The 21287-nt window shown below is 54.4% G+C and carries 20 protein-coding genes; 10 read left to right on the forward strand and 10 right to left on the reverse strand.

The genetic code is table 11. The features are described 5' to 3' along the window. Positions 1-16 precede the first annotated feature (16 nt). Positions 17-766, forward strand: a complete 750-nt coding sequence (gene phnP, locus ACX9GU_RS24125) for a phosphonate metabolism protein PhnP (protein WP_473193177.1) — start codon at positions 17-19, stop codon at positions 764-766. Here phnP and ACX9GU_RS24130 read toward each other — a convergent pair. The 3 genes from ACX9GU_RS24130 to ACX9GU_RS24140 form a co-directional block, all read right to left on the reverse strand. Continuing rightward, a complete protein-coding gene (locus ACX9GU_RS24130; protein ID WP_473193178.1) occupies positions 761-1396 on the reverse strand; it encodes an NAD(P)H-binding protein in 636 nt (211 codons plus the stop codon). The genes phnP and ACX9GU_RS24130 overlap by 6 nt on opposite strands. Positions 1397-1462: 66 nt before the next feature. Then, positions 1463-2518, reverse strand: coding sequence for a DUF1176 domain-containing protein (locus tag ACX9GU_RS24135; protein ID WP_473193179.1), 1056 nt, complete (start codon positions 2516-2518; stop codon positions 1463-1465). Positions 2519-2548: 30 nt separating this feature from the next. Next, positions 2549-2980, reverse strand: a complete 432-nt coding sequence (locus ACX9GU_RS24140; RefSeq protein ID WP_473193180.1) for a YhbP family protein — start codon at positions 2978-2980, stop codon at positions 2549-2551. Positions 2981-3409: 429 nt separating this feature from the next. Between ACX9GU_RS24140 and speFL the strand changes: the two genes are divergently transcribed. The 3 genes from speFL (at position 3410) to potE (ending at position 7395) form a co-directional block, all read left to right on the forward strand. Continuing rightward, the gene (gene speFL / locus ACX9GU_RS24145) at positions 3410-3514 is read left to right on the forward strand and encodes a leader peptide SpeFL (protein WP_112363015.1); all 105 of its coding nucleotides are present in this window, start codon (positions 3410-3412) and stop codon (positions 3512-3514) included. Between the two features lie 285 nt (positions 3515-3799). After that, a complete protein-coding gene (gene speF, locus ACX9GU_RS24150; RefSeq protein WP_473193181.1) occupies positions 3800-5962 on the forward strand; it encodes an ornithine decarboxylase SpeF in 2163 nt (720 codons plus the stop codon). Between the two features lie 116 nt (positions 5963-6078). Further along, the gene (gene potE, locus ACX9GU_RS24155) at positions 6079-7395 is read left to right on the forward strand and encodes a putrescine-ornithine antiporter (RefSeq protein ID WP_202672601.1); all 1317 of its coding nucleotides are present in this window, start codon (positions 6079-6081) and stop codon (positions 7393-7395) included. A gap of 75 nt (positions 7396-7470) precedes the next feature. On the opposite strand, the gene ACX9GU_RS24160 is transcribed toward potE, so the two are convergent. Both ACX9GU_RS24160 and ascF read right to left on the reverse strand, forming a co-directional pair. After that, positions 7471-8901, reverse strand: coding sequence for a 6-phospho-beta-glucosidase (locus ACX9GU_RS24160; RefSeq protein ID WP_473193182.1), 1431 nt, complete (start codon positions 8899-8901; stop codon positions 7471-7473). 37 nt (positions 8902-8938) lie between these two features. Further along, on the reverse strand, positions 8939-10378 hold the full coding sequence (ascF, locus tag ACX9GU_RS24165) for a PTS cellobiose/arbutin/salicin transporter subunit IIBC (protein WP_473193183.1): 1440 nt from the start codon (positions 10376-10378) through the stop codon (positions 8939-8941). Between the two features lie 198 nt (positions 10379-10576). Here ascF and ACX9GU_RS24170 point away from each other — a divergent pair, with 198 nt between their 5' ends. Next, a complete protein-coding gene (locus ACX9GU_RS24170) occupies positions 10577-11596 on the forward strand; it encodes a LacI family DNA-binding transcriptional regulator (RefSeq protein WP_473193184.1) in 1020 nt (339 codons plus the stop codon). Positions 11597-11622: 26 nt separating this feature from the next. Beyond that, positions 11623-11919 (forward strand): GIY-YIG nuclease family protein, encoded by a 297-nt coding sequence (locus ACX9GU_RS24175; protein ID WP_039995454.1) that lies wholly within the window; start codon positions 11623-11625, stop codon positions 11917-11919. On the opposite strand, the gene ACX9GU_RS24180 is transcribed toward ACX9GU_RS24175, so the two are convergent. Next, complete coding sequence (locus ACX9GU_RS24180; protein ID WP_473193185.1) at positions 11906-12409, reverse strand: GNAT family N-acetyltransferase; 504 nt, start codon at positions 12407-12409, stop codon at positions 11906-11908. The two genes, ACX9GU_RS24175 and ACX9GU_RS24180, sit on opposite strands and share 14 nt — an antisense overlap. Continuing rightward, positions 12403-12924: a ubiquinone anaerobic biosynthesis accessory factor UbiT gene (ubiT, locus tag ACX9GU_RS24185; RefSeq protein WP_024483381.1), complete on the reverse strand. Its 522-nt coding sequence runs from the start codon at positions 12922-12924 to the stop codon at positions 12403-12405. Before ubiT ends, ACX9GU_RS24180 begins: the two co-directional genes overlap by 7 nt. A 288-nt stretch (positions 12925-13212) precedes the next feature. Here ubiT and ubiU point away from each other — a divergent pair, with 288 nt between their 5' ends. Next, the gene (ubiU, locus tag ACX9GU_RS24190) at positions 13213-14208 is read left to right on the forward strand and encodes a ubiquinone anaerobic biosynthesis protein UbiU (RefSeq protein WP_473193186.1); all 996 of its coding nucleotides are present in this window, start codon (positions 13213-13215) and stop codon (positions 14206-14208) included. 8 nt (positions 14209-14216) lie between these two features. Further along, positions 14217-15095 carry a U32 family peptidase gene (locus ACX9GU_RS24195; protein WP_473193187.1) on the forward strand — a complete coding sequence of 293 codons (879 nt, stop codon included), beginning with the start codon at positions 14217-14219 and terminating at the stop codon, positions 15093-15095. A gap of 127 nt (positions 15096-15222) precedes the next feature. Here ACX9GU_RS24195 and ACX9GU_RS24200 read toward each other — a convergent pair whose 3' ends face one another. The 3 genes from ACX9GU_RS24200 to ACX9GU_RS24210 are packed head-to-tail and all read right to left on the reverse strand — an operon-like array spanning position 15223 to position 18466. Next, positions 15223-16362 carry an ABC transporter permease gene (locus ACX9GU_RS24200; protein ID WP_218519942.1) on the reverse strand — a complete coding sequence of 380 codons (1140 nt, stop codon included), beginning with the start codon at positions 16360-16362 and terminating at the stop codon, positions 15223-15225. Then, on the reverse strand, positions 16359-17513 hold the full coding sequence (locus tag ACX9GU_RS24205; RefSeq protein ID WP_473193188.1) for an ABC transporter permease: 1155 nt from the start codon (positions 17511-17513) through the stop codon (positions 16359-16361). The genes ACX9GU_RS24200 and ACX9GU_RS24205 overlap by 4 nt, the downstream gene beginning before the upstream one ends. Then, the gene (locus ACX9GU_RS24210) at positions 17495-18466 is read right to left on the reverse strand and encodes an HlyD family secretion protein (RefSeq protein ID WP_021179061.1); all 972 of its coding nucleotides are present in this window, start codon (positions 18464-18466) and stop codon (positions 17495-17497) included. Before ACX9GU_RS24210 ends, ACX9GU_RS24205 begins: the two co-directional genes overlap by 19 nt. Positions 18467-18669: 203 nt before the next feature. Between ACX9GU_RS24210 and ACX9GU_RS24215 the strand changes: the two genes are divergently transcribed. Next, positions 18670-19695: a luciferase-like monooxygenase gene (locus ACX9GU_RS24215; RefSeq protein ID WP_447872383.1), complete on the forward strand. Its 1026-nt coding sequence runs from the start codon at positions 18670-18672 to the stop codon at positions 19693-19695. A 105-nt stretch (positions 19696-19800) separates the two neighbouring features. Further along, on the forward strand, positions 19801-21273 hold the full coding sequence (locus ACX9GU_RS24220) for an IS1182 family transposase (RefSeq protein WP_473192181.1): 1473 nt from the start codon (positions 19801-19803) through the stop codon (positions 21271-21273). The last annotated feature ends 14 nt before the right edge of the window (positions 21274-21287 follow it).

Genomic DNA, 21287 nt, shown 5'->3' on the forward strand with positions numbered 1-21287 from the left:
AAAAGAGGAAACCAACATGCAACTGACCTTTCTTGGTACCGGCGGCGCTCAGCAGGTGCCTGCCTTTGGCTGCGAATGCCTAGTGTGCCAACGGGCGCGGCGTGAACCGGCATTTCGGCGGCGAGCGTGCAGCGCGATGATCATATTTCAAGGGGAAACGACGTTGTTGGATGCGGGATTGAGCTCGTTGGAAAGACGTTTTGCGGCGGGGGAAATTCAGCGTTTTTTACTGACACATTACCACATGGATCACGTTCAGGGGTTATTTCCTTTGCGCTGGGGGTGCGGAAATGCGATCCCGGTCTACGGCCCAGCCGATGAACAAGGCTGTGACGACCTATTCAAACACCCCGGTATTCTGGCGTTCCAACCCCCGTTGCACCCCTTTGAAACGGTTGAACTAGGCGGGCTGCACATCACGCCGTTACCGTTGATCCATTCCAAACTCACCCACGGCTATCTTATCCAGGCCGCAGGCAAAGCCCTGGCCTATCTGACCGACACCGTCGGCCTGCCCCCAGAAACCACACGCTACCTGCAACAGGTCACTCTCGATTTACTGGTGTTGGATTGCAGCCTGCCACCGCAGCCACAGACGCCGCGGAATCATAACGATCTGCCCCGCGCGCAGGAGATCCAGTTGCGCTTGCAGCCACGGCGTACGCTGCTGACACATATCAGCCATCACCTCGATTTGTGGTTGATGGCCAACGAACTGCCGCCAGGCATGGAGCTGGCATTCGATAATCTGTGCGTTGAGCTATAAACGGTGCGAGCAGTGCAACTGGTCGGATTCTAAAATCTTGACCCCACTGCCTGGGCTGAAGGCCTGTGTCAGCAGCGTTTGCGCCACATCTTTGGCGGCAACGCCCTTCCATTTGCCAGGCAGCAGGCCGAACAACGGTTGACTGAGCCGTTCCAGCAAACGCGGTTCAGCACGGGAACCGAACAACATCGAAGGGCGCAATATTGTCAGCCGTGGCCAGTTCTGCTCACGCAGCGCCTGCTCCATCTGCCCTTTGGTGCGGTTGTACAGAAATAAGGATTTCGAATTGGCCCCAATTGCGCTCACCACCAGGCAATGCTGCGCGCCGAGCCGCCGCCCGGTAAGGGCCGTTTCGACCACCAACTGATAGTCAACATGGCGGAATGCCTCTGCGCTCCCGGCCTGACTGCGCGTGGTGCCCAGGCAGCAGAATACCGCATCCACCGGCTGTGCCAGCTGCGTCAACAACTCGTGCAGATCGCCCCCAACCGGGTTGTGTAATTTGGCGTGTGGCGCTAGCGCCTTACGCGTTGGAGCAATGACCGAAGTGACCTGCATATCCGCCAACAGCAGACGCAGCAATTCACTCCCCACCAGCCCGCTGGCGCCTGTGATCAGTACCCGTGCCATATGTTTTCCTCCTTACCCTCTGCGTGCCCAAGGCACAGAACCGCCCGTGGAGACTCTCTAGTTCATTTACTGCGCTACCTTCACCTCGGCGACGTACGTCGGTAAATCCCAGGTTCCGCCCGCATGGATTAAACGGCACAGGCCGGTGGTAGCCTCGTTGCTTTGACGGAAGGCCGTGCCATCCCATACCCAACTGGCGGTGGCCCAGCAATCACCCAATCCACGCCCCTTTTGCCCCATTGAGATTATCCCTTCATCATAGCCAGAGCCGGAATTGGTCACCAATACCGGAGCCTGCTTCAGGGCACTGTCGATCACCCAATAACCGTAACCTTCGTTATAGGCCGCCCGCCAACACACGGCGGTGATCAGGGCATGGCCATTGCTGAGCGGGGTCAGCGTGATGCCATCCTCACTTGCACCGTCATTTTCCTGTGGGGACTGCATGCGGTCGCAATCATCCGGTTGCAGCGTTGCCAGCAGTTTGGGAGTCAGCGAAGCGATTTCAGATGCCGTAAGCGGGCGTTCTTCCGCCTTGGCCACCTTCACAGCCTGGATCACCGGGGCAGGAATGGCTGCTGGCACGCTGCTTTCCGGCTTGTCGCCTTTTTTAGTCAAGGCGCCGGGCGTGCCGATACGCCCCTGCACATCATCCATCTTCAATAAGGTGGCCGAAGCCCCCTCGCCTGACAGCACGAAAGGTGCGGGGCCGCCTTTAAATTCAGCCGTGCCGCTGCCTTTGATTGCGCCGATCAGTGCCAGAGTCTGGCTTGCTGACAGGTTCCAGTTTCCTTCCTTGGTCGGTTTGAGCGCACCAGCCGACTTGCCGTTGATCCACAGCGTCAGCTTTGCCACCGCGGCTGAATCACCCTCTTCGTAGTCTGCCAAGGTCACTTCCCCCGTTGGGACAGTGCCAGGGCCAGCAATACGCGTGATCAGCACCGAACCGTTCGAAGCGCTTGGCTCATCTTCATTAGCGTAGCCCGCCGCGCGACAGGTATTGGTGTTGTCACAGGCCAATTCCCAGTTCTTATGGCTAAAGGAAACTCCGCTGTCTTGCGCCATCGTGGGGGAAACCAATGCCGCCAGTAGCGCCAATGCGGCCATCTCGGTGTTTTTCATGCCATCGATCCTTAATATTCAGCTCGATTATCAACGTGCCCAGTGCAGCTTTTTGCCAAAGCCCAGGGTGTTATCGGTCATCTTCACTTCCTGCAACGCGATCTGCCAAATAGGCGCTTTCATCACCTTGGCCACCGGAAAACGTTTGCAGTAACGCGTACGGGCCAGTTCCGCCTCTTCCCCGGCCAACAGCGTGATTTCCCCGGCGTATTGTACCCCTTTGATCAGCGCAATGGTCTTGGGCCGCGGCGCAATAGTGCCAACCACCCGGTTGTTCCGTTGCATCAGTTCGCCATGGCGGGTGTGGGGCTCGGTCATCAGCCATAGCGCCATGCACTCGGCATCAAAAACGTAAAAGCAGTTGGCGCACCACATCGCCGTGCCATCACCGGCACACAGCGTGAGCACATGCTGCTTACTGAGAAAACGGATAATGTGCAGCCGATCTTCGATCTGATCCAACGTAAGTTCTCCTTATCACCTCCGCCATCTTACCTGCAGATTTGAAGGCAGTCACAATTAGCGACAAATTATGCTCAACATAAAACTAGCATATTAATTAGCAATCCATGCATCTTTATGCAAGATAAGCTTGGCTGCAGTAATAACAAATAAAAAACATCCTAGCTCTATTTCTGCTATTACCTGTTTATATTGAAAGCGATTTTCAGGGGTTGGGTTAGCCTAAGCCAAATTTATCCAGTCCGTTGGTTCCATTTTTAGCAATTACTTCACATATACCCACACGGTAGATTTCATAGCTATTCACTCCGGTGCATAGAAAATGAATATTTAAGTATAAATCGCATGATTAACGTGATCTGCATCACTTTATTTCCGTATTTAGGGGATAAAATAGCGCCAAGTCCGAAACCCATAGGTAGATGGAAAATGGAAAACAACAACAGAAAGATGGCTCATATCCGACGAACTACACATATTATGATGATGGCTCACCGCAGCTGCTTTAGCTTTGCCTTTTTTAACTTCAGATAAACTCCCTCCTCTGCGTTCTTATTACGTCTTGCAGCTAGACCTATGCCCACGATCTTTCCCTGCGCCTAATGGCGACGATATCGCTTTGTTTTGCTTAAAAACAGAGTGGATCCGGCATAATTGCAACCTCGTTTAAGAACCAAAAAATTTCGTCAAAATAAACTCGTAACCTAATTATGTTCGATGAACATGATTACGCTCACGCATACCTTTATTTTAACGAAAATACTTTCTGGCAAAGATCTTATTTGCCAGCGGGATATTTTCGCCTGAAGAATGACAAAAATGAACAAACTAAAAATTGCAGCGAACCAAAAAACTCTCTCTTGCTTTGAAACCACGCGTGAAATTAGCGATGTGCACCACAGCGACTTTAATGACGTAGCCGCCATCGTGCTTTCCGTGGAAGACGTACAGCAAGGCCTGGTGGCACAGCTGGAAGAAACCGGGTTAAACATTCCGATCTTTGTCGCCGTCTGCTGTGAAGAAGAACTGGATAACGCCGTATTACCGGCGCTGAACGGCGTATTCGAACTCTGTGGCAAGAACACTCAGTTCTACGGCAAGCAACTGGAAGCCGCAGCGGTAAAATATGAAAGCGAGCTACTACCACCGTTCTTTAATACCCTGACCAAATATGTAGAGATGGGTAACGCCACCTTCGCCTGCCCAGGACATCAGGGCGGTGAGTTCTTCCGCAAACACCCCGCAGGCCGCCAGTTCTTTGATTTCTATGGTGAAACGCTGTTCCGCTCCGATATGTGCAACGCCGACGTTAAGCTGGGCGATCTGCTGATCCACGAAGGCGCGCCTTGCGATGCACAAAAACACGCCGCCAAGGTGTTCAACGCCGATAAAACCTATTTCGTGCTGAACGGGACTTCGGCTTCCAATAAAGTGGTAACCAACGCCCTGCTGAGCCGTGGCGATCTGGTCCTGTTCGACCGTAACAACCATAAGTCCAACCACCATGGCGCGCTGATCCAGGCCGGGGCAACGCCGGTCTATCTGGAAACGGCACGTAACCCGTTCGGCTTTATCGGTGGCATCGACGCTCACTGCTTTGAAGAAGGCTATCTGCGCCAGCAAATCCGTGAGACCGCACCGGAACGCGCCAACGACGCGCGGCCATTCCGCCTGGCGATTATCCAACTGGGGACTTACGACGGCACGATCTATAACGCTCGCCAGGTCGTCGACAAGATTGGCCACCTGTGTGATTACATCCTGTTTGACTCGGCATGGGTCGGCTATGAGCAGTTCATCCCAATGATGAAAGACTGCTCGCCGCTGCTGCTGGAACTGAACGAAAACGATCCGGGGATCATCGTTACCCAGTCGGTACATAAACAACAGGCCGGTTTCTCACAGACCTCGCAAATCCATAAAAAAGACAAACATATCAAAGGGCAAGATCGTTACTGCAACCATAAGCGTTTCAATAACGCCTTTATGCTGCATGCGTCCACCAGCCCGTTCTACCCGCTGTTTGCCGCACTGGATGTGAACGCTAAAATGCATGAAGGCAAGAGCGGCCAACGCCTGTGGAAAGAGTGTGTGCGCATCGGCATTGAGTCACGCAAAATGCTGTTGGACACCTGCACCATGATTAAACCTTTTGTCCCAGAGCAAATCGACGGTAAACCTTGGCAGTCCTACAGCACCGAAGCCATGGCCAACGATCTGCGCTTCTTCAACTTTATCCCTGGCGAAAAATGGCATGCCTTCGAGGGTTATGAGGAATCACAATACTTTGTGGATCCCTGCAAGCTGCTGTTGACCACACCGGGCATCGATACCGCCAGCGGCGAATACAGCAGCTTTGGTATCCCGGCGACCATTCTGGCTAACTATCTGCGTGAAAACGGTATTGTGCCGGAGAAATGTGACCTGAACTCTATCCTGTTCCTGCTCACCCCAGCGGAAGATATCGCCAAAATGCAGCATCTGGTGGCGCTGATTGCCCGCTTCGAAAAACACGTCGAACAGGACTCCTTGCTGAGCGAAGTCCTGCCAACCGTGTACAAGAACAACGAAAAACGTTACCAGAACTACACCCTGCGCCAGCTGTGCCAAGAGATGCACGATCTGTACGTCAGCTACAACGTAAAAGAATTGCAGAAGGAAATGTTCCGTAAAAGCCATTTCCCACGCGTCGCCATGGATCCACAAACCGCCAATACCGAATTTGTCCGTGGCAAGGTGGAACTGGTTTCTCTCGCTAAAGCCGAAGGCCGCATTGCCGCTGAAGGGGCATTACCTTACCCACCGGGCGTGCTGTGCGTAGTCCCAGGGGAAATCTGGGGCGGGTCTGCTCAACGCTATTTCCTGGCGTTGGAAGAAGGGATTAATTTATTACCCGGATTTGCTCCAGAATTACAAGGCGTTTATATCCAGCAGGATGAAGATGGCTGGAACCGGGCTTACGGTTATGTCATGAAAGCATAATTAACTCCAGGGAGGCGGCATATTCTTGCCGCCAGACATATAGAGATATTCCTCGAATTTCAAGCGGGATGGATAAGGCTGTAAAAAATTCGAGAAATATAAAAGCGAGAATGATCATGAGCAAATCCAATAATAAGATGGGGGTTGTGCAATTAACGATCCTGACAGCGGTCAATATGATGGGATCCGGCATAATTATGCTGCCAACCAAGCTGGCCGAAGTGGGGACGATTTCCATCGTTTCCTGGCTGGTGACCGCCGTAGGCTCGATGGCCCTGGCCTATGCGTTTGCCAAATGCGGCATGTTCAGCCGTAAATCCGGCGGGATGGGCGGCTATGCCGAGTATGCCTTCGGGAAGTCCGGCAACTTTATGGCCAATTACACCTACGGTGTTTCGCTGCTGATCGCCAATATCGCCATCGCCATTTCTGCCGTGGGTTATGGCACCGAGCTGTTCGGCGTTGCCCTGCCACCACTAGGTATCTGTATAGCCACTATCGCCGTGCTGTGGTTGGCTACGGTTGCCAACTTCGGTGGAGCTCGCATCACCGGGCAGATCAGCGGGATCACCGTCTGGGGGGTGATTATCCCGGTGGTCGGCATCTCGATTATCGGTTGGTATTGGTTCAGCGGCACCGCTTATCTAGCAGCTTGGAACCCGCATGCGGTACCTACCTTTGAAGCCATCGGGTCTTCTATCTCGATGACTCTTTGGGCCTTCCTGGGTCTTGAATCTGCCTGCGCCAATACTGACGTGGTAGAAAACCCGGAACGTAACGTGCCTATCGCCGTACTCGGGGGCACATTGGGTGCCGCAGTGATCTACATTGTTTCCACCAACGTGATCGCCGGTATCGTGCCAAATATGGAACTGGCTAACTCAACCGCGCCGTTTGGACTGGCGTTCTCACATATGTTCAACCCAACGGTCGGTAAAATCATCATGGCGTTGATGATCATGTCCTGCGTGGGTTCGCTGCTGGGCTGGCAGTTCACTATCGCCCAGGTATTCAAATCCTCTGCCGACAGCGGCTTCTTCCCGAAAATCTTCTCCAAAGTCAGTAAATCAGGTGCGCCAGTGAAGGGCATGCTGACCATCGTGATTATTCAGAGCGTGATGTCGCTGATGACCATCAGCCCGTCGCTGAATAAGCAGTTTAACGTGCTGGTTAACCTGGCCGTAGTGACCAATATTATTCCGTACATTCTGTCGATGGCCGCGCTGATTATTATCCAGAAAGTGGCCAAAGTACCGGAGAACAAGGCGCGGATTGCCAACGTGATTGCCGTGATTGGGGCGCTGTATAGCTTCTATGCGCTGTACAGCTCCGGTGAGGAGGCGATGATGTGGGGTGCTATTGCTACGTTCTTCGGTTGGACGTTGTACGGGTTGGTTTCACCTCGCTTTGAGATGACTGAGAAGAAGGTGTGAGTTTTTATCACAAAGGGCGCTGCATGCAACGCCCATAAAGTTTATGTCTAAATGGGCACTTCGGTGCTCATTTTGCTAACTCAAATCCGAACCGTTGCTGGCAATCACCTTCTTATACCAGTAAAACGATTTCTTTCTGGTTCTGGCCAAAGTGCCATTGCCCTGGTCATCGCGATCCACATAGACAAAGCCATAACGCTTACTCATTTCCCCGGTAGAGGCGGAAACCAAATCGATGCAGCCCCAGGAGGTGTAGCCCATTACCGGAATACCATCCTCGATAGCGTCCGCCATGGCTTTGATATGCTCACGCAAATAGCTGATGCGGTATTCGTCGTCGATCTCGCCCTGCGGGTTGATTTCGTCCTTCGCCCCCAGCCCGTTCTCCACCAGGAACAGCGGCTTCTGGTAACGGTCATACATCATGTTCATAGTGATGCGCAGGCCCAACGGATCGATACCCCATCCCCACTCACTGGCTTGGATATGCGGGTTTTTCAGCGATTTGACGATATTGGCCGCGCTGCTGTTGTGCTCGTTCATCTCAGCCGAGGCACAGCGGGAGGCGTAATAGCTGAAGGAGACAAAGTCGACGCTGTTTTTGAGGATCTCACTGTCGCCTGGCTCCATTGCTATAGTGATACCCTTTTCCTTAAACAGGCGCTTGGTGTATGACGGGTAAGCGCCGCGAGCCTGAACGTCGATGAAGAACAGGTTCTCGCGGTCTTTCTCCAGCGCAGCCCAAACGTCTTCGGGTTTACAGGACCAAGGGTAGAAATTTCCCCCCGCCAGCATGCAACCCACCTGATTGTGAGGGTTAACCTCATGGGCAATTTTGGTCGCTAACGCGCTAGCCAACAGTTCGTGATGCGCAGCCTGATATTTCACCTGCTCCTGATTATCGCCTGGCTCGAACACCAGCCCCGCGCCGGAGAACGGGCTGTGCAGCAGAATATTGATTTCATTAAACGTCAGCCAGTATTTCACCAGCCCGTCAAAGGCCTCAAAACAGGTACGGGCATAGTGGGTGAAGAACTCCACCATTTTCCGATTGCGCCAAGAGCCGTATTCCCGCACCAGATGCATCGGCACATCAAAGTGGCATAGCGTGACCAGCGGTTCGATGCCGTGCTTTTTGCATTCGGTAAACACGTCGCGGTAGAAAGCGATCCCTTCCGCGTTCGGCTCCCTTTCATCCCCGTTAGGGAAAATGCGGCTCCAGGCGATCGAAGTACGGAATACGCTGAACCCCATCTCTGCCATCAGGGCAATGTCATCTTTATAGCGATGATAAAAATCAATGCCGACATGGCTAGGGTAGAACTCATCTTCACGCAGCTCAAAGCGCTTTTCCTGGCCCAGTTTTACCGCCAGCCGATCTTTGCCATGAGGGATCATATCAACCGTGGTCAGCCCTTTGCCGCCCTCAAGATAAGCGCCTTCGGCTTGGTTAGCCGCTAGTGCACCACCCCATAAAAAGTCTGCGGGGAAAACAGATGCTGGCATAAGATACCTCTTCTCAAATATGCATTTTTACAACAGGTTATACGGACAACGCGGGCGCCGATTTGGCTTTTTCACTTTCCGCATCTTCGGTGACCGGGATATCTTCAAAGCCCAGCAACAGCGTAAGGATGAAGGAAAGCACCACCGCCAAAATCATCACGCCAAACACCCAGACAATGGTCATTGGGTTGGCCGGATCAAAGAACTGCACGCTGGTAAACAGACCCGGAGAGGCCATCGAGTGACTCGCCAACCCGGCAATTCCGGCCACGCCGCCGCAGACAAAACCACTGATCAGCGCTGCGATAAGCGGGCGCTTCAAGCGTATTGCTACACCATAAAGCGCGGGTTCTGAAATCCCGGCCACAATCGCCGATGCCGCCGCAGCCAGCGCCGTCTGACGCAATTCCGGGTTTTTGGTCCGCCAGGCTACCGCCAAAGATGAACCGCCCAGCGAGAGGTTGGCACCAATTTCAGAGGGCATCACCATGCCTTCTTTACCAGTTTCCGCGATGGTTTGAATGATGGTTGGCGTAAATACGCGGTGCATCCCGGTCATGACCAGCAGCGGCCAAAGCCCACCCATAATCGCTACGGATAACCAGCCCAGGTAGCTGTGAATGGTGTACACCAGCGCGGAAATGCCGCTACCAATCCAGATGCCCAGCGGGCCAATCAACAGGATGGCGATCGGCGCAGAGATCAGCACGATCAGCATCGGTTTGAGGAAGTTTTTCGTTACGGCTGGCGTGATGCGATCGACCCATCTTTCAATGTAGGAGAGCAACCAGGTCATGAATAACGCCGGGATCACCGTGTAGGTGTATTTCACCGCCGTGACCGGGATGCCCATAAATTCAACCTGTTGGCCCTGCGCGGCTTTCGCCATCAGATCGATAAATGCGGGATGAACCAGTACCCCGGCAATTGCGATCGCCAGCGACATATTGGTTTTGAATTTCACCGCTGCGGAAGCGGCAACCATCACCGGCAGGAAGAAGAACGCCCCGTCGCCAATGACGTTGAGGATAATCAGCGTTGAGGAGCCTTTGCCGAATACGCCGGTCATATCGAGGATCATGGCGAGCAGTTTCACCATCGAGCCGCCGATAATGGCCGGGATCAGCGGTGACATGGTGCCAATCAGCGCATCCAGGATCCCCGCACCGATACGTTTGAGAGTGATCTTGTTCTTTTCCGGCGCCGGTGGCTGGGCTACCGCCCCTTCGGGCAACAGTTTCAACACCTCGGCATAGGCCTGTGAAACGGTGTTGCCAATGATCACCTGGCACTGATTTTCGCTTCTTACCACACCCAGTACGCCACCAATTGCCTTCAACCTGGCGGCATCGACGAGGGTGTCGTCGTTGAGCACAAAGCGTAAACGCGTCATGCAATGAGTCACCGCCGCGACGTTACTCGCTCCCCCAACTGCATCCACTATCGATCTTGATACTGCCGCATAATTCTTAGACATGAGGACAACTCTCATAGATAGGTAACCGGTTTCACATAAGAGTGTTGATATTAAGATTGCAGATCAACCTATAAATTTTTTTATTGTCTATTTTGTGATTGTGATCGACATGAATGGGTTCGAGAAGCTGCAAAGGCTCTGCTCTAATGCGGCGGAATGTGTAGAATGGGGATAATTGTTAAAAGCCGGGAAAACCCTATGTCTACCATGCAGGAAGTGGCAAAAAAGGCAGGCGTCTCAAAAGCCACTGTTTCACGCGTTCTTTCCGGCAAAGGGTACGTCAGCGAAGCCACCAAAGATCAGGTGTTTAAAGCCATCGAAGAGGCGGGTTATCGTCCCAATCTGCTGGCGAGAAATCTGGCCACCAATAAATCCCAGTGCATTGGTCTGGTGGTCACCAACACCCTCTATAACGGCAGTTATTTCAGCGAGATACTTTCCCAGGCGGCGCAAAAGCTGGAAGACAACGGCCGCCAGTTGATCCTGGTGGACGGTAAACACAGTGCCGCAGAAGAGCAAGAGGCGATCCGATTCCTGCTCGATTTACGCTGCGACGCCATCATCATCTACCCGCGTTTCTTAACCATCGAAGCGATGGACGACATCATCGAGCAGCACAAGCAACCCATCATGGTGGTGAACCGCAGGCTGAGAAAACACCAAAGCCACTGCATCTGCTGCGACCACAAAGGGGCCAGTTTTAACGCGACAAAGCATCTGATTGAGCAGGGCCACAGGAATATCGCCTTTATTACCGGTTCACTGGATTCGCCAACGGCGATTGAGCGACTATCCGGCTATAAAGAAGCCTTAAATCAATACAATATTGAGTTGGATGATGAGCTCATCATCAAAGGAAAGTGGACGCCAGCCAGCGGTGCGGCGGCGATGGAGTCCTTGCTCAAGGAGAAAATCACCTTTAGCGCGGTACTCTCCAGCAACGATGATATGGCCGTTGGTGCCATCAAGAAATTGAACGAGGCGGGCATTGCCGTGCCCAATGACGTCTCGGTTATCGGCTTCGATAATATCCCTACGGCTCCCTATCTCTCCCCGGCGTTATCCAGCGTTAAAGACCCGGTGAGCGATATGATGAGCGAAGTGATCGACCGGCTGATCGCCATGCTCGACGGCGGCTATCTGTCGAAGGACAACGTTTTTACTTCGGAGCTGCTGGTTAGGGATTCGGTGGGCCCGGGTCCTTTTGGGCATAGGTAACTCTTTGAACCATTACGCAGGCCGTTATGACTGAAACAACCTGGCATCTCTATATGCTGCGAATGCCAAGCGGGATGTTGTACACCGGTATCACGACAGACGTCGCCCGGCGAGCAGCCCAGCATCAGGCCGGTAAAGGGGCCAAAGCCCTGCGCGGCAAAGGGGAACTGGAACTGGTTTTTCACTGCCAGGTTGGGGATCGCTCAATGGCTTTGCGGCTGGAGTATCGGGTGAAACAGTTGAGCAAAAAGCAAAAAGAGGAGCTGATAGTTAATCCGCCCCTCTCATTGGAATACCTGCTGCCGGTCGTTAAAAACGATTAAAAGGCGCCGAATACTCCACCAGCCCATTCACACCGTTAAGTGCATCTTCCGCCAACGGATAAACCTGGAATGCGGCTTCCGTTCCTGGCCAGCGGCAATGCAGATCGAACTGGGCAGCCGTTTTAAAGCCGAAGCGCCCGTAGTAAGCCGGTTCGCCCAGCACCACTACGGCGGCATAGCCGAACTCATTCAGCGCATCCAACCCTTCGTAAACCAGCTTTTCGGCCAGCCCTTGGCGACGCAGGCTTTCCTCTACCGCCAACGGCGCGAGACCAACCCATTGGCGATCCTCGCCCGCAACGTCAACCGGGCTGAATGCGGCATAACCGACCACGCCACCCTCTTCGTCGGTGGCAACGATGCCCAGCGTCAACAACCCGTCTTCACGCAGTTGTTGCACCAGTTCGGCTTCGTCATCACGGCCAAAGGCGTTACGCAGCAGCGCATCAATACCTGCGGCATCCACCGGAATTTCAACGCGGATCAGCATGGCTGCGGCACACGGGAAGTTTGCGCCGTGCCCTCCTGCAAACCGGCTTCCACAAAGTCCGCTAACCGCAGCAGCCCAACGCGTAACGGCGTAGGCATCGCATCCAGATCGATAGCGTCCATCAGATTTTTTACATACAGGCCCAATTCGGTATCTCCTTCAATCTGCAACCGACGCTGGAAAAACAGCGTGTCGGGATCTTGCTTACGTGCCGCAATCAAGATCAGATCGTTGGCTTCGCCGCTGAAGCTGACGTCCGCCTCAGCCTGTTGGCTCACCACCAGCCTATCGTTTTCTACCGTCATAAACCATTGCAGTGCCAGATCGCGCACTTCAATCTTCAGCCAGCGCGATTCGAGAAATTCTAAATCTCCCTCAGCCAGCGCCTGACGGAACTGCCAGCTCAGCACCTGTTGCAAAACCTGACGCTGCAGAGCAAACGGCGTGAATTTTAACGGTACGCGCAACAGCGACGGCCCTTGACGCACAATGCGTGCTCGTAGTTTTTCCAACACTGTTATTCACTCCTTTCTACTCAGTCTGAGGTTATTTTGCCACATTGCGGCTACGCGTAACCGGTCTATATCAACAAATGGTGCAATTAACGCTCAACTTGCCCTACAAATTTCAAGTTACCGCTTGAATATCAATACGCCAGAAGCTGCCTCAAATCAAAGCTTGTTAACCTCGGGTTCACTAAAATTGTCTCCCCATTTACATCATTGCCAGGCGAATCGATGGCCCGGCAACGTTTATCACAGCGTATACCTGGCCAGGTGTACGGCTGGAATCAGGATAGATCTATGGAGCTGCTTTGCCCCGCTGGCAACCTGCCGGCCTTGAAAGCCGCGGTAGATAATGGCGCAGACGCCGTTTACATCGGCCTGAAAGACGATACCAATGCGCGCCACTTTGCCGGGCTGAACTTTACCGAGAAGAAGCTGCAGGAAGCGGCTGACTATGTGCACCGGCATGGCCGCAAGCTGCATATCGCCATCAACACCTTTGCTCACCCCGATGGCTACGCCCGCTGGCAGCGCGCCGTGGATATGGCCGCCCAGTTGGGTGCCGACGCGTTGATCCTGGCAGATTTGGCAATGCTGGAGTACGCAGCGGAACGTTATCCGCAGGTGGAGCGCCATGTTTCGGTGCAAGCCTCTGCGACCAATGAAGAAGCCATCCGTTTTTATCAACACCACTTCGACGTTGCGCGAGTGGTGCTGCCTCGTGTGCTGTCGATGCACCAAGTGAAGCAATTATCACGCACCAGCCCGGTGCCGTTGGAAGTGTTCGCCTTTGGCAGCCTGTGCATCATGGCCGAAGGGCGGTGTTACCTCTCCTCTTATCTGACCGGGGAATCGCCTAACACCGTGGGCGCCTGCTCACCTGCCCGCTTTGTACGCTGGCAACAAACGCCAAAGGGGATGGAATCGCGCCTGAATGACGTACTGATCGACCGCTATCAGGACGGTGAAAACGCCGGTTACCCAACGCTGTGCAAAGGCCGCTATCTGGTGGATAACGTGCTCTATCACCCGCTGGAAGAGCCCACCAGCCTGAATACGCTGGAGCTGCTGCCAGAGCTACTGGCCGCCAATATTGCCTCGGTGAAGATTGAAGGCCGCCAACGCAGCCCTGCCTATGTCAGCCAGGTTGCGCGCGTCTGGCGCCAGGCCATAGATCGCTGTATGGCCAACCCGGCGGGCTATCAAGCCGACGCAGCCTGGATGGAAACGCTCGGCGCAATGTCCGAAGGTACCCAGACCACGCTTGGCGCGTACCACCGCAAATGGCAGTAGGAGAAACCATGAAATATGCATTAGGCCCGGTGCTCTACTACTGGCCAAACAGCGAGATAGAAGCCTTTTATCAGCAGGCGATGAGCAGCAGCGCCGATATTATCTATCTTGGCGAGAGCGTCTGCACCAAACGGCGTGAGATGAAAGTAGGTGACTGGCTGGCGCTGGCGCAGGAGATCGCCAAATCGGGTAAGCAGGTGGTGATCTCTACCCTGGCTTTGCTACAGGCACCCTCAGAGCTGAATGAGCTGAAGCGTTATGTGGAGAACGGCGAATTCCTGATCGAAGCCAACGATCTTGGTACGGTGAATATGGCTGCCGATCGCGGTTTGCCGTTTGTCGCCGGGCATGCCCTCAATTGCTACAACGCCTACACTCTGCGCCTGCTGCACAAGCAAGGCATGATGCGCTGGTGCATGCCCGTGGAGCTTTCACGCGACTGGCTGGTCAATTTATTGCAGCAATGTGATGAGTTGGGGTTCCGCCAAGGGTTTGAAGTGGAAGTGTTGAGTTACGGCCACTTGCCACTGGCCTATTCGGCGCGCTGTTTTACTGCACGCTCAGAAAACCGGGGCAAGGATGAATGCGAAACCTGCTGCATCAACTATCCGCAGGGGCGCATCGTCAATTCTCAAGAGAACCAACAGGTGTTTGTGCTCAACGGTATCCAGACCATGAGCGGTTACTGCTATAACCTGGGCAACGAACTGACCAGCATGCAGGGGTTGGTGGATATTGTACGTCTGTCGCCACAGGGGGTTGAAACACTGGCGATGCTCGACAGCTTCCGGGCTAATGAGCAGGGTACGGAGCCGCTGATGTTAACCGATCACGCAGAGTGTAATGGCTACTGGCGGCGTGTGGCCGGGTTGGAATTGGTGCAGTAAATCCAGGCTCCCCCCTCACCCCAACCCTCTCCCAAAGTATAGACCGAGTACCACGTGAATACGTACTTAGGGAGAGGGAGCCAGTCCAGAGCCGCGGTTAGGTACAGGAGCCGATTTGTAATCTCTCCTACACTCGGCGTTTACGAAATAGATTACGCAGCCCCACGCGGTTACGCACGGCTCCAACGCCAATACCAATCAGCGTATAAATCGCCCCCAATAGCAGCAGCATGGCAACGTCCCCGCCGACATCACGCAGCGATAGCCCCATCTGATTGACGCCAGCAATGGCTTTGGTCGCCCAGGTTGAGGGGATCATCGATGAAATCGCCCTGACCCACTGCGGCATCGCTTGCAGCGGCCAAATGGTGCCAGAAAGGTAAAACACCGGGGTGGTGATAAACGACAGCGTCAGGTAGATCATTTCCACGCTGCGCAAGCATTCGGTCACCAGCTTGCCTAGCCCAAGCACCGCAAGCAGGAACGGGAAGGTCAGCAGCAAGATCTCCGGGATCGTCGCAGTCTGTCGATAGCCCAAAACCCAGGGCCACAACACAAATAACACAATCGACAGGAACAGCCAGATCGGCAGCAGGGCCGATAGCCCCCCCAGATAAACAGGAAGCGACGGCTTGCCGCCCGGCGTTCCTTTCAACACAATGCTGACGCGCACGCAGGCAATCAACAGCGAGTGCTGCAATAACATCACCAACAAACCCGGGAAGATAATCGCCGCAAAACTGATACCGGGGTTGAATACGTCCAGCGTTTGGCTCTGGATCGGCATCATAATCACCTGAGCCTGCCGTTCACTGAACCCACTTCGCATCAACAGTGAGGTGTTGTACTGGCCGAGCAACTGCTGATAGGCCGCCACCACGTCCTGCTGGATCTGGCCGTTTGCCAGCCGGTTGGTGGCATCACCGAACACCGGGATCTCGATGTTTTTGCCATTGAGGATCTTCTTCTCCAGATCCACCGGCATGATGATCACCGCAAACAGTTTGCGCCAACCCAGATCGCGTTTTGCCTCGTCCAAGCTGTCGTAAGTTTGGATGGCGATCTTCGGGGTGGCATCCAACTGGCGGATAAGCTGGCGGCTGGCGGTGCTGTGATCCTGATCGATCACCGCCACCGGTAGATCCCACACCGTGCGATTGGCATAAACCGTGCTCATGATGCACAGCGACAGGATCAACATCAGCCACATCGGCCGTTCCAACATGCTCGTCAATACTTTGCGGAAAGTGAGCCAATAGCTTTTCATCCCACCGTCTCCTCTTTTGCCAGCCGCTTCAGCAGCCGGTTACGCACCAACAGTGCGGTTACCAACGGGTAGACCACCAACAGCGCACACACGCTGAGGATGGCGCTGGCGGGCACCTGCCGTAGGAAGACGTCGAACATGGCGTACAGCGCGTGAGTAAGAGGTTCGATATTGGAGATGATGCGCGCTGGTAGCGGCATGGAAAGCTCGGGTACTGCCATGCCAGAGAAAGTCAGTGCAATACTCACCAACATGCCAATCAGGGTGTAGGCGGTAATGGCGCTGCCGGTAAAGGTGTACAGCAACAGGCCGATGCTTTGTGCCGCCATCACGTAGAAGAAGCCAATCATCAGCATAAACAGCGGGTTGCCGCTGACGCGAGCGTCAAAAATGCCCACCAGCGCAGCAATCTCAACCATCAGCAAAGTGGTAAAGCACAGGGTGTAAGGGGCCAGTTTCCCCAGCAGTGCCAGGCTAAAGGGCTTGGCTTTCAGCAAGGACTTACTGCGCGCCATCACGTAAATCATGCAGGTCACCACAAACAGCTGCAGCATATGAATGGTGGCGGCAAACTGCTGATAATAGATATAGCTGCCGCTGGCATTAAACAGGCTGCCGTAGTTGAGGGTGACATCCGCCAACGGCGGCAGCGACTTGCCCATGGCCCCGGCAATGATCGAGCGGTAATTGGCGTTGGCCTCAGTCATCAGGCCGCTGAAATCCTGGGTGGAATACAGCCCGGCACCGTAAAACAGCGCGTTGTAATACAGCACCACGCTCGGCTGATTACCCGCCAGCGCGTCCGCCTCAAAATCGGCCGGGATAGACAGCAAAGCATAATCCTGCGCGCTACGCAGACAGCGCAACGACTCATCAAGACCACCGTCATAGGCTTGCACATGGGCATGAGAACCCGCATCCAGCTTGCGGATCAGATTTTTGGATAGCGGGCTGTGATCGTTATCCACCACCGAGACCGGCAGATCGAGCAAGGTCCCTTCCGAGAAGTTACTGCTGATCAGGCCAAACAGGATCAACGGGAAGATCCACCCCAGCCAGTGCACCACCGGCCGGCGAAAAGCGATGCGGCACTCGTTGCTGAACGCGTGGCTGAAGCAGCGCCAACCTGCCCTTACTCTTTCCATTGCCATAAGGTGCTCATCCCTGGGCGCAGGCCATCTATCGGCTGCGACGGATACAAACGAACTTCAAAGGTTTTCAGATCAAAGTCACCGGTGGCGCGCGTGGCGCGCTTGGTAGCGTAATCCCCCAGCGGGGCGATATAGCGCACTTCGGCCTCGATCGTTTGGTCTTTCAACGCTGGGACACGCAGTTGGACCTTATCCCCCTTGCGGACATGCGCCAGAATATCTTCCCGCAGGTTAAACACGAAATAGGCGTCCGGTACGCGGATCAACGTCATCAACGGGCTGGAGGCGTTGAGCAGCTCACCGACTTCAGCCGGGATCGGCCCCACTTCGCCATCAACCGGAGCTTTAACCAGTAGATCGTCGGTCTGGGCCTGAATTTCTAGCAGGTCTTGCTCGGAGGCCCGCAGGGCTGCTTCATATTTCTGCCGCAGTTCAATCCGATCGCCATTGATGCCTTCGTCCAAATTGGCTTTGGCGGCCTGCACCTGTTGATAGGCGGTATCACGCGCACGGCGTGAGCTGTCCAATTCAGATTTGGATACATAACCCTTGCTGGCAACGCTCAGGTTACGGTCGTAATCGTGTTGGGCATTCTGGTATTGCGCCTCGGCCTGTGCCAGGTTGGCGCGCAGGTTACGGATGCTTTCTTCACGGGTACCATGCAGCGATTGGTCCAACTGCGCTTGGGCCTCATCCCGTGAAGCCTGCGCCGAACGTAGCTGGGCCATCAGTTCCGGGCTTTCCAGCCGCAGCAGCAGTTGCCCGGTTTTCACATCGTCCCCACGCTCTACCAGGCGCTCTATCACCCGGCCCTTGGCTTTGGAAGCGACGATCACTTCGGGGGCATCCACTTCGCCCTGCAACAACAAATCCTGATTATGCGCGCGGAATAGCACCGCCATGGCGATAGCTATCCCCATCAGCAGCAGGGTAAACAACGTCTTCTTCTTCATTACTACAGCCCCTTGAACATCAGCGTGCAAACAAAAGCCATCATAGCCCTAAAAAAACCATTATTCTCATAAGGATATTGCGAGCACATATATCCCCTTTTATAACCGTATTTTCGATTATGCTTTTAACACAAAAAGCATAATCGCTTTTTTAGTTGCAGATCCCTGCAATCGCCCTTTAAGCGATCAACCTGATAAGCACAATGGACGATGAAATGACTGAACACACACAGGTACCGCTTTCGGTACTGGATTTATCCCCGATCCCCCAGGGAGCCAAGGCACGCGATGCGTTTCACTGCTCGCTGGATTTGGCGCAACATGCCGAAAAGTGGGGCTATCAGCGTTACTGGCTAGCGGAACACCACAATATGACCGGCATCGGCAGTGCCGCGACGTCGGTATTACTGGGTTATTTAGCCTCCGGTACCCAGAGCATTCGCCTCGGTTCAGGTGGCGTGATGCTGCCAAACCATGCGCCGCTGGTGATCGCCGAACAGTTCGGCACCTTGGAATCACTCTATCCTGGGCGTATCGATCTGGGGCTTGGCCGAGCACCGGGTACCGACCAACGCACCATGATGGCGCTGCGTCGCCACCTCTCTGGCGAGGTAGATAACTTCCCGCGTGACGTGCAGGAACTGCAACATTACTTTGGCGAAGTACAGCCGGGGCAAGCGGTACAGGCCGTGCCGGGCCAAGGGTTACATGTGCCAATCTGGCTGTTGGGTTCCAGCCTGTACAGTGCGCAGTTGGCGGCACAGCTCGGCTTGCCGTTTGCCTTCGCCTCGCACTTTGCGCCAGATATGCTGTTCCAGGCACTGAATGTGTACCGTGAGAACTTTACGCCGTCTGAGCAGTGCCAGCAGCCGCACGCGATGGTATGTGTCAACGTGGTCGCCGCAGACAGCGATCAAAACGCCCGTTTCCTGTTCACTTCCATGCAGCAGCAGTTTATCAACCTGCGCCGTGGCTCACCAGGCCCACTGCCACCGCCGGTCGATAATATCCACGCTTTGTGGACAGCAGGCGAGCAGTATGGCGTCGATCAGGCACTGCGCATGTCGATCGTCGGTAGCGAAAGCACCATCCGCCATGGCCTGCAAAGCCTGCTGCGTGAAACCGGCGCGGATGAAATCATGGTTAACGGCCAGATTTTCGATCATCAGGCGCGTTTACGGTCGTTTGAGATTGTGGCCGGGGTGAAAGGCGATTTAGTGAAGGAATGAATGATAAGGGCACCATAATGGTGCCCTCAGATTGATGACAAAGTCCTGGCCGTGAGGCCAGGACTTTGATCTAATAAGGTCAGTGCAAAAAACGGACTGACTGCCATGCTCAAAGAACCCTCTCCCCAGCAATACCAGTTTGAAACCATTACCCTTGATGAACTGGTTCCCGAAGACCATCTGGTTCGTCAAATCGATGCCGCTATCGACTTTGAATTTATCCGCGAGGCCGTTGCTCATCTCTATTGCCCCGATAATGGCAGGCCCGCTATCGACCCCGTTCGCCTGATTAAAATGATGCTGTTGGGCTACCTCTTCGGTGTCCCCTCCGAGCGCCGTCTGGTCAAGGAAATCCAGGTCAATGTCGCTTACCGTTGGTTCCTGCGTATGGGGCTTACCGAGAAGGTCCCCGACGCCTCAACCCTGAGCCAGAACCGCATTCGTCGCTTCAACAACAGCGATGTCTTCCAGCAGATTTTTGACCATATCGTGTTACAGGCTCTGGGTCAGGGCATGGCCAACGGGCGCGTACTTTACACCGACAGTACCCACCTGAAAGCCGATGCCAACCCACGCAAGGCCGTGAATGAACTGCGCCCTGAAGGGGTCAGTGAATACTTCACACAGTTGAATTACGCCGTGGAGGCCGACAGGAAGAAACGCGAAAAAAAGCCGCTGCCCGCCGCAAGAAAAACAACCAAAAACGACGCCGTTAAAAACACCAAAGTCAGCATCACCGACCCGGAAAGCGGCTTTATGCACCGGGACAACAAGCCAAAGGGCTTCTTCTATCTGGACCACCGCACGGTGGACGGCAAGCACGGCATCATCATGGATACCCATGTCACGCCGGGCAATGTGCACGATAGCCAGCCGTTCATCGGCAGGCTGGCACGGCAGGTGGAGCGGTTCAACCTTGATACGGTCGCCGTGGGTGTGGATGCGGGCTATTTTACCTCGGCGGTGTGCCATCTGACGCAGGAGATGGATATCGCGTTGGTGCCGGGCTATCGCAGGCCACACAAAGGCCTGAATGACTTCCAGAAAAAGCACTTCAGGTATGACGAGGCGCGTGATGTGTATGTGTGTCCGGCGGAGGAACTCCTGATATACAGCACAACGGACCGCAACGGCTATCGGCATTACCGTTCAGCCCCGGCAGTGTGCCAGCGGTGCGAGCAGAGAGGGCAATGCACGCAGAACAGCAAGGCACAGAAAACGATAACGCGGCACGTATGGGAAGCCTCGAAAGAGGAGGCCAACAGGTTGCGACTGACGAAATGGGGCAAAAAGGTGTATGCGCGGCGCAAGGAAACGGTGGAAAGAAGCTTCGCGGATGCGAAACAACACCATGGACATCGATATGCGCGGTTCCGTGGTCTGTCGAAAGTGCAGATGCAGTGCCTGCTAGCGGCCACGGCGCAGAATATGAAGAAGATGGCGCTGCTGGCGCTTCTTTATCACCTTTATGCCTGGTTAAAAGCGTCCCTGGAAGCCGAGAAGAACCCGATAGGGGAGAGGAAAGGTCAAATGATGGGGTTATGGAAAAATATCGCGATCGCGACCTGCGGTCGCTAAGAAAGACTAACCCC

The organism is Serratia sp. K1WW1 (genome assembly GCF_055790865.1).

Bases quoted from the DNA above. Each gene is read 5' to 3' on its own strand.
- ACX9GU_RS24180 (WP_473193185.1), bottom strand. From the start codon at position 12,409: ATGCTGATCCGCGTTGAAATTCCGGTGGATGCCGCAGGTATTGATGCG.
- ubiU (WP_473193186.1), top strand. From the start codon at position 13,213: ATGGAGCTGCTTTGCCCCGCTGGCAACCTGCCGGCCTTGAAAGCCGCG.
- speF (WP_473193181.1), top strand. From the start codon at position 3,800: ATGAACAAACTAAAAATTGCAGCGAACCAAAAAACTCTCTCTTGCTTT.
- ACX9GU_RS24220 (WP_473192181.1), top strand. From the start codon at position 19,801: ATGCTCAAAGAACCCTCTCCCCAGCAATACCAGTTTGAAACCATTACC.
- ascF (WP_473193183.1), bottom strand. From the start codon at position 10,378: ATGTCTAAGAATTATGCGGCAGTATCAAGATCGATAGTGGATGCAGTT.
- potE (WP_202672601.1), top strand. From the start codon at position 6,079: ATGAGCAAATCCAATAATAAGATGGGGGTTGTGCAATTAACGATCCTG.
- speFL (WP_112363015.1), top strand. From the start codon at position 3,410: ATGGAAAACAACAACAGAAAGATGGCTCATATCCGACGAACTACACAT.
- ACX9GU_RS24215 (WP_447872383.1), top strand. From the start codon at position 18,670: ATGGACGATGAAATGACTGAACACACACAGGTACCGCTTTCGGTACTG.
- ACX9GU_RS24195 (WP_473193187.1), top strand. From the start codon at position 14,217: ATGAAATATGCATTAGGCCCGGTGCTCTACTACTGGCCAAACAGCGAG.
- ACX9GU_RS24160 (WP_473193182.1), bottom strand. From the start codon at position 8,901: ATGCCAGCATCTGTTTTCCCCGCAGACTTTTTATGGGGTGGTGCACTA.
- ACX9GU_RS24200 (WP_218519942.1), bottom strand. From the start codon at position 16,362: ATGAAAAGCTATTGGCTCACTTTCCGCAAAGTATTGACGAGCATGTTG.
- ACX9GU_RS24175 (WP_039995454.1), top strand. From the start codon at position 11,623: ATGACTGAAACAACCTGGCATCTCTATATGCTGCGAATGCCAAGCGGG.
- ACX9GU_RS24135 (WP_473193179.1), bottom strand. From the start codon at position 2,518: ATGAAAAACACCGAGATGGCCGCATTGGCGCTACTGGCGGCATTGGTT.
- ACX9GU_RS24130 (WP_473193178.1), bottom strand. From the start codon at position 1,396: ATGGCACGGGTACTGATCACAGGCGCCAGCGGGCTGGTGGGGAGTGAA.
- phnP (WP_473193177.1), top strand. From the start codon at position 17: ATGCAACTGACCTTTCTTGGTACCGGCGGCGCTCAGCAGGTGCCTGCC.
- ACX9GU_RS24205 (WP_473193188.1), bottom strand. From the start codon at position 17,513: ATGGCAATGGAAAGAGTAAGGGCAGGTTGGCGCTGCTTCAGCCACGCG.
- ACX9GU_RS24210 (WP_021179061.1), bottom strand. From the start codon at position 18,466: ATGAAGAAGAAGACGTTGTTTACCCTGCTGCTGATGGGGATAGCTATC.
- ACX9GU_RS24170 (WP_473193184.1), top strand. From the start codon at position 10,577: ATGTCTACCATGCAGGAAGTGGCAAAAAAGGCAGGCGTCTCAAAAGCC.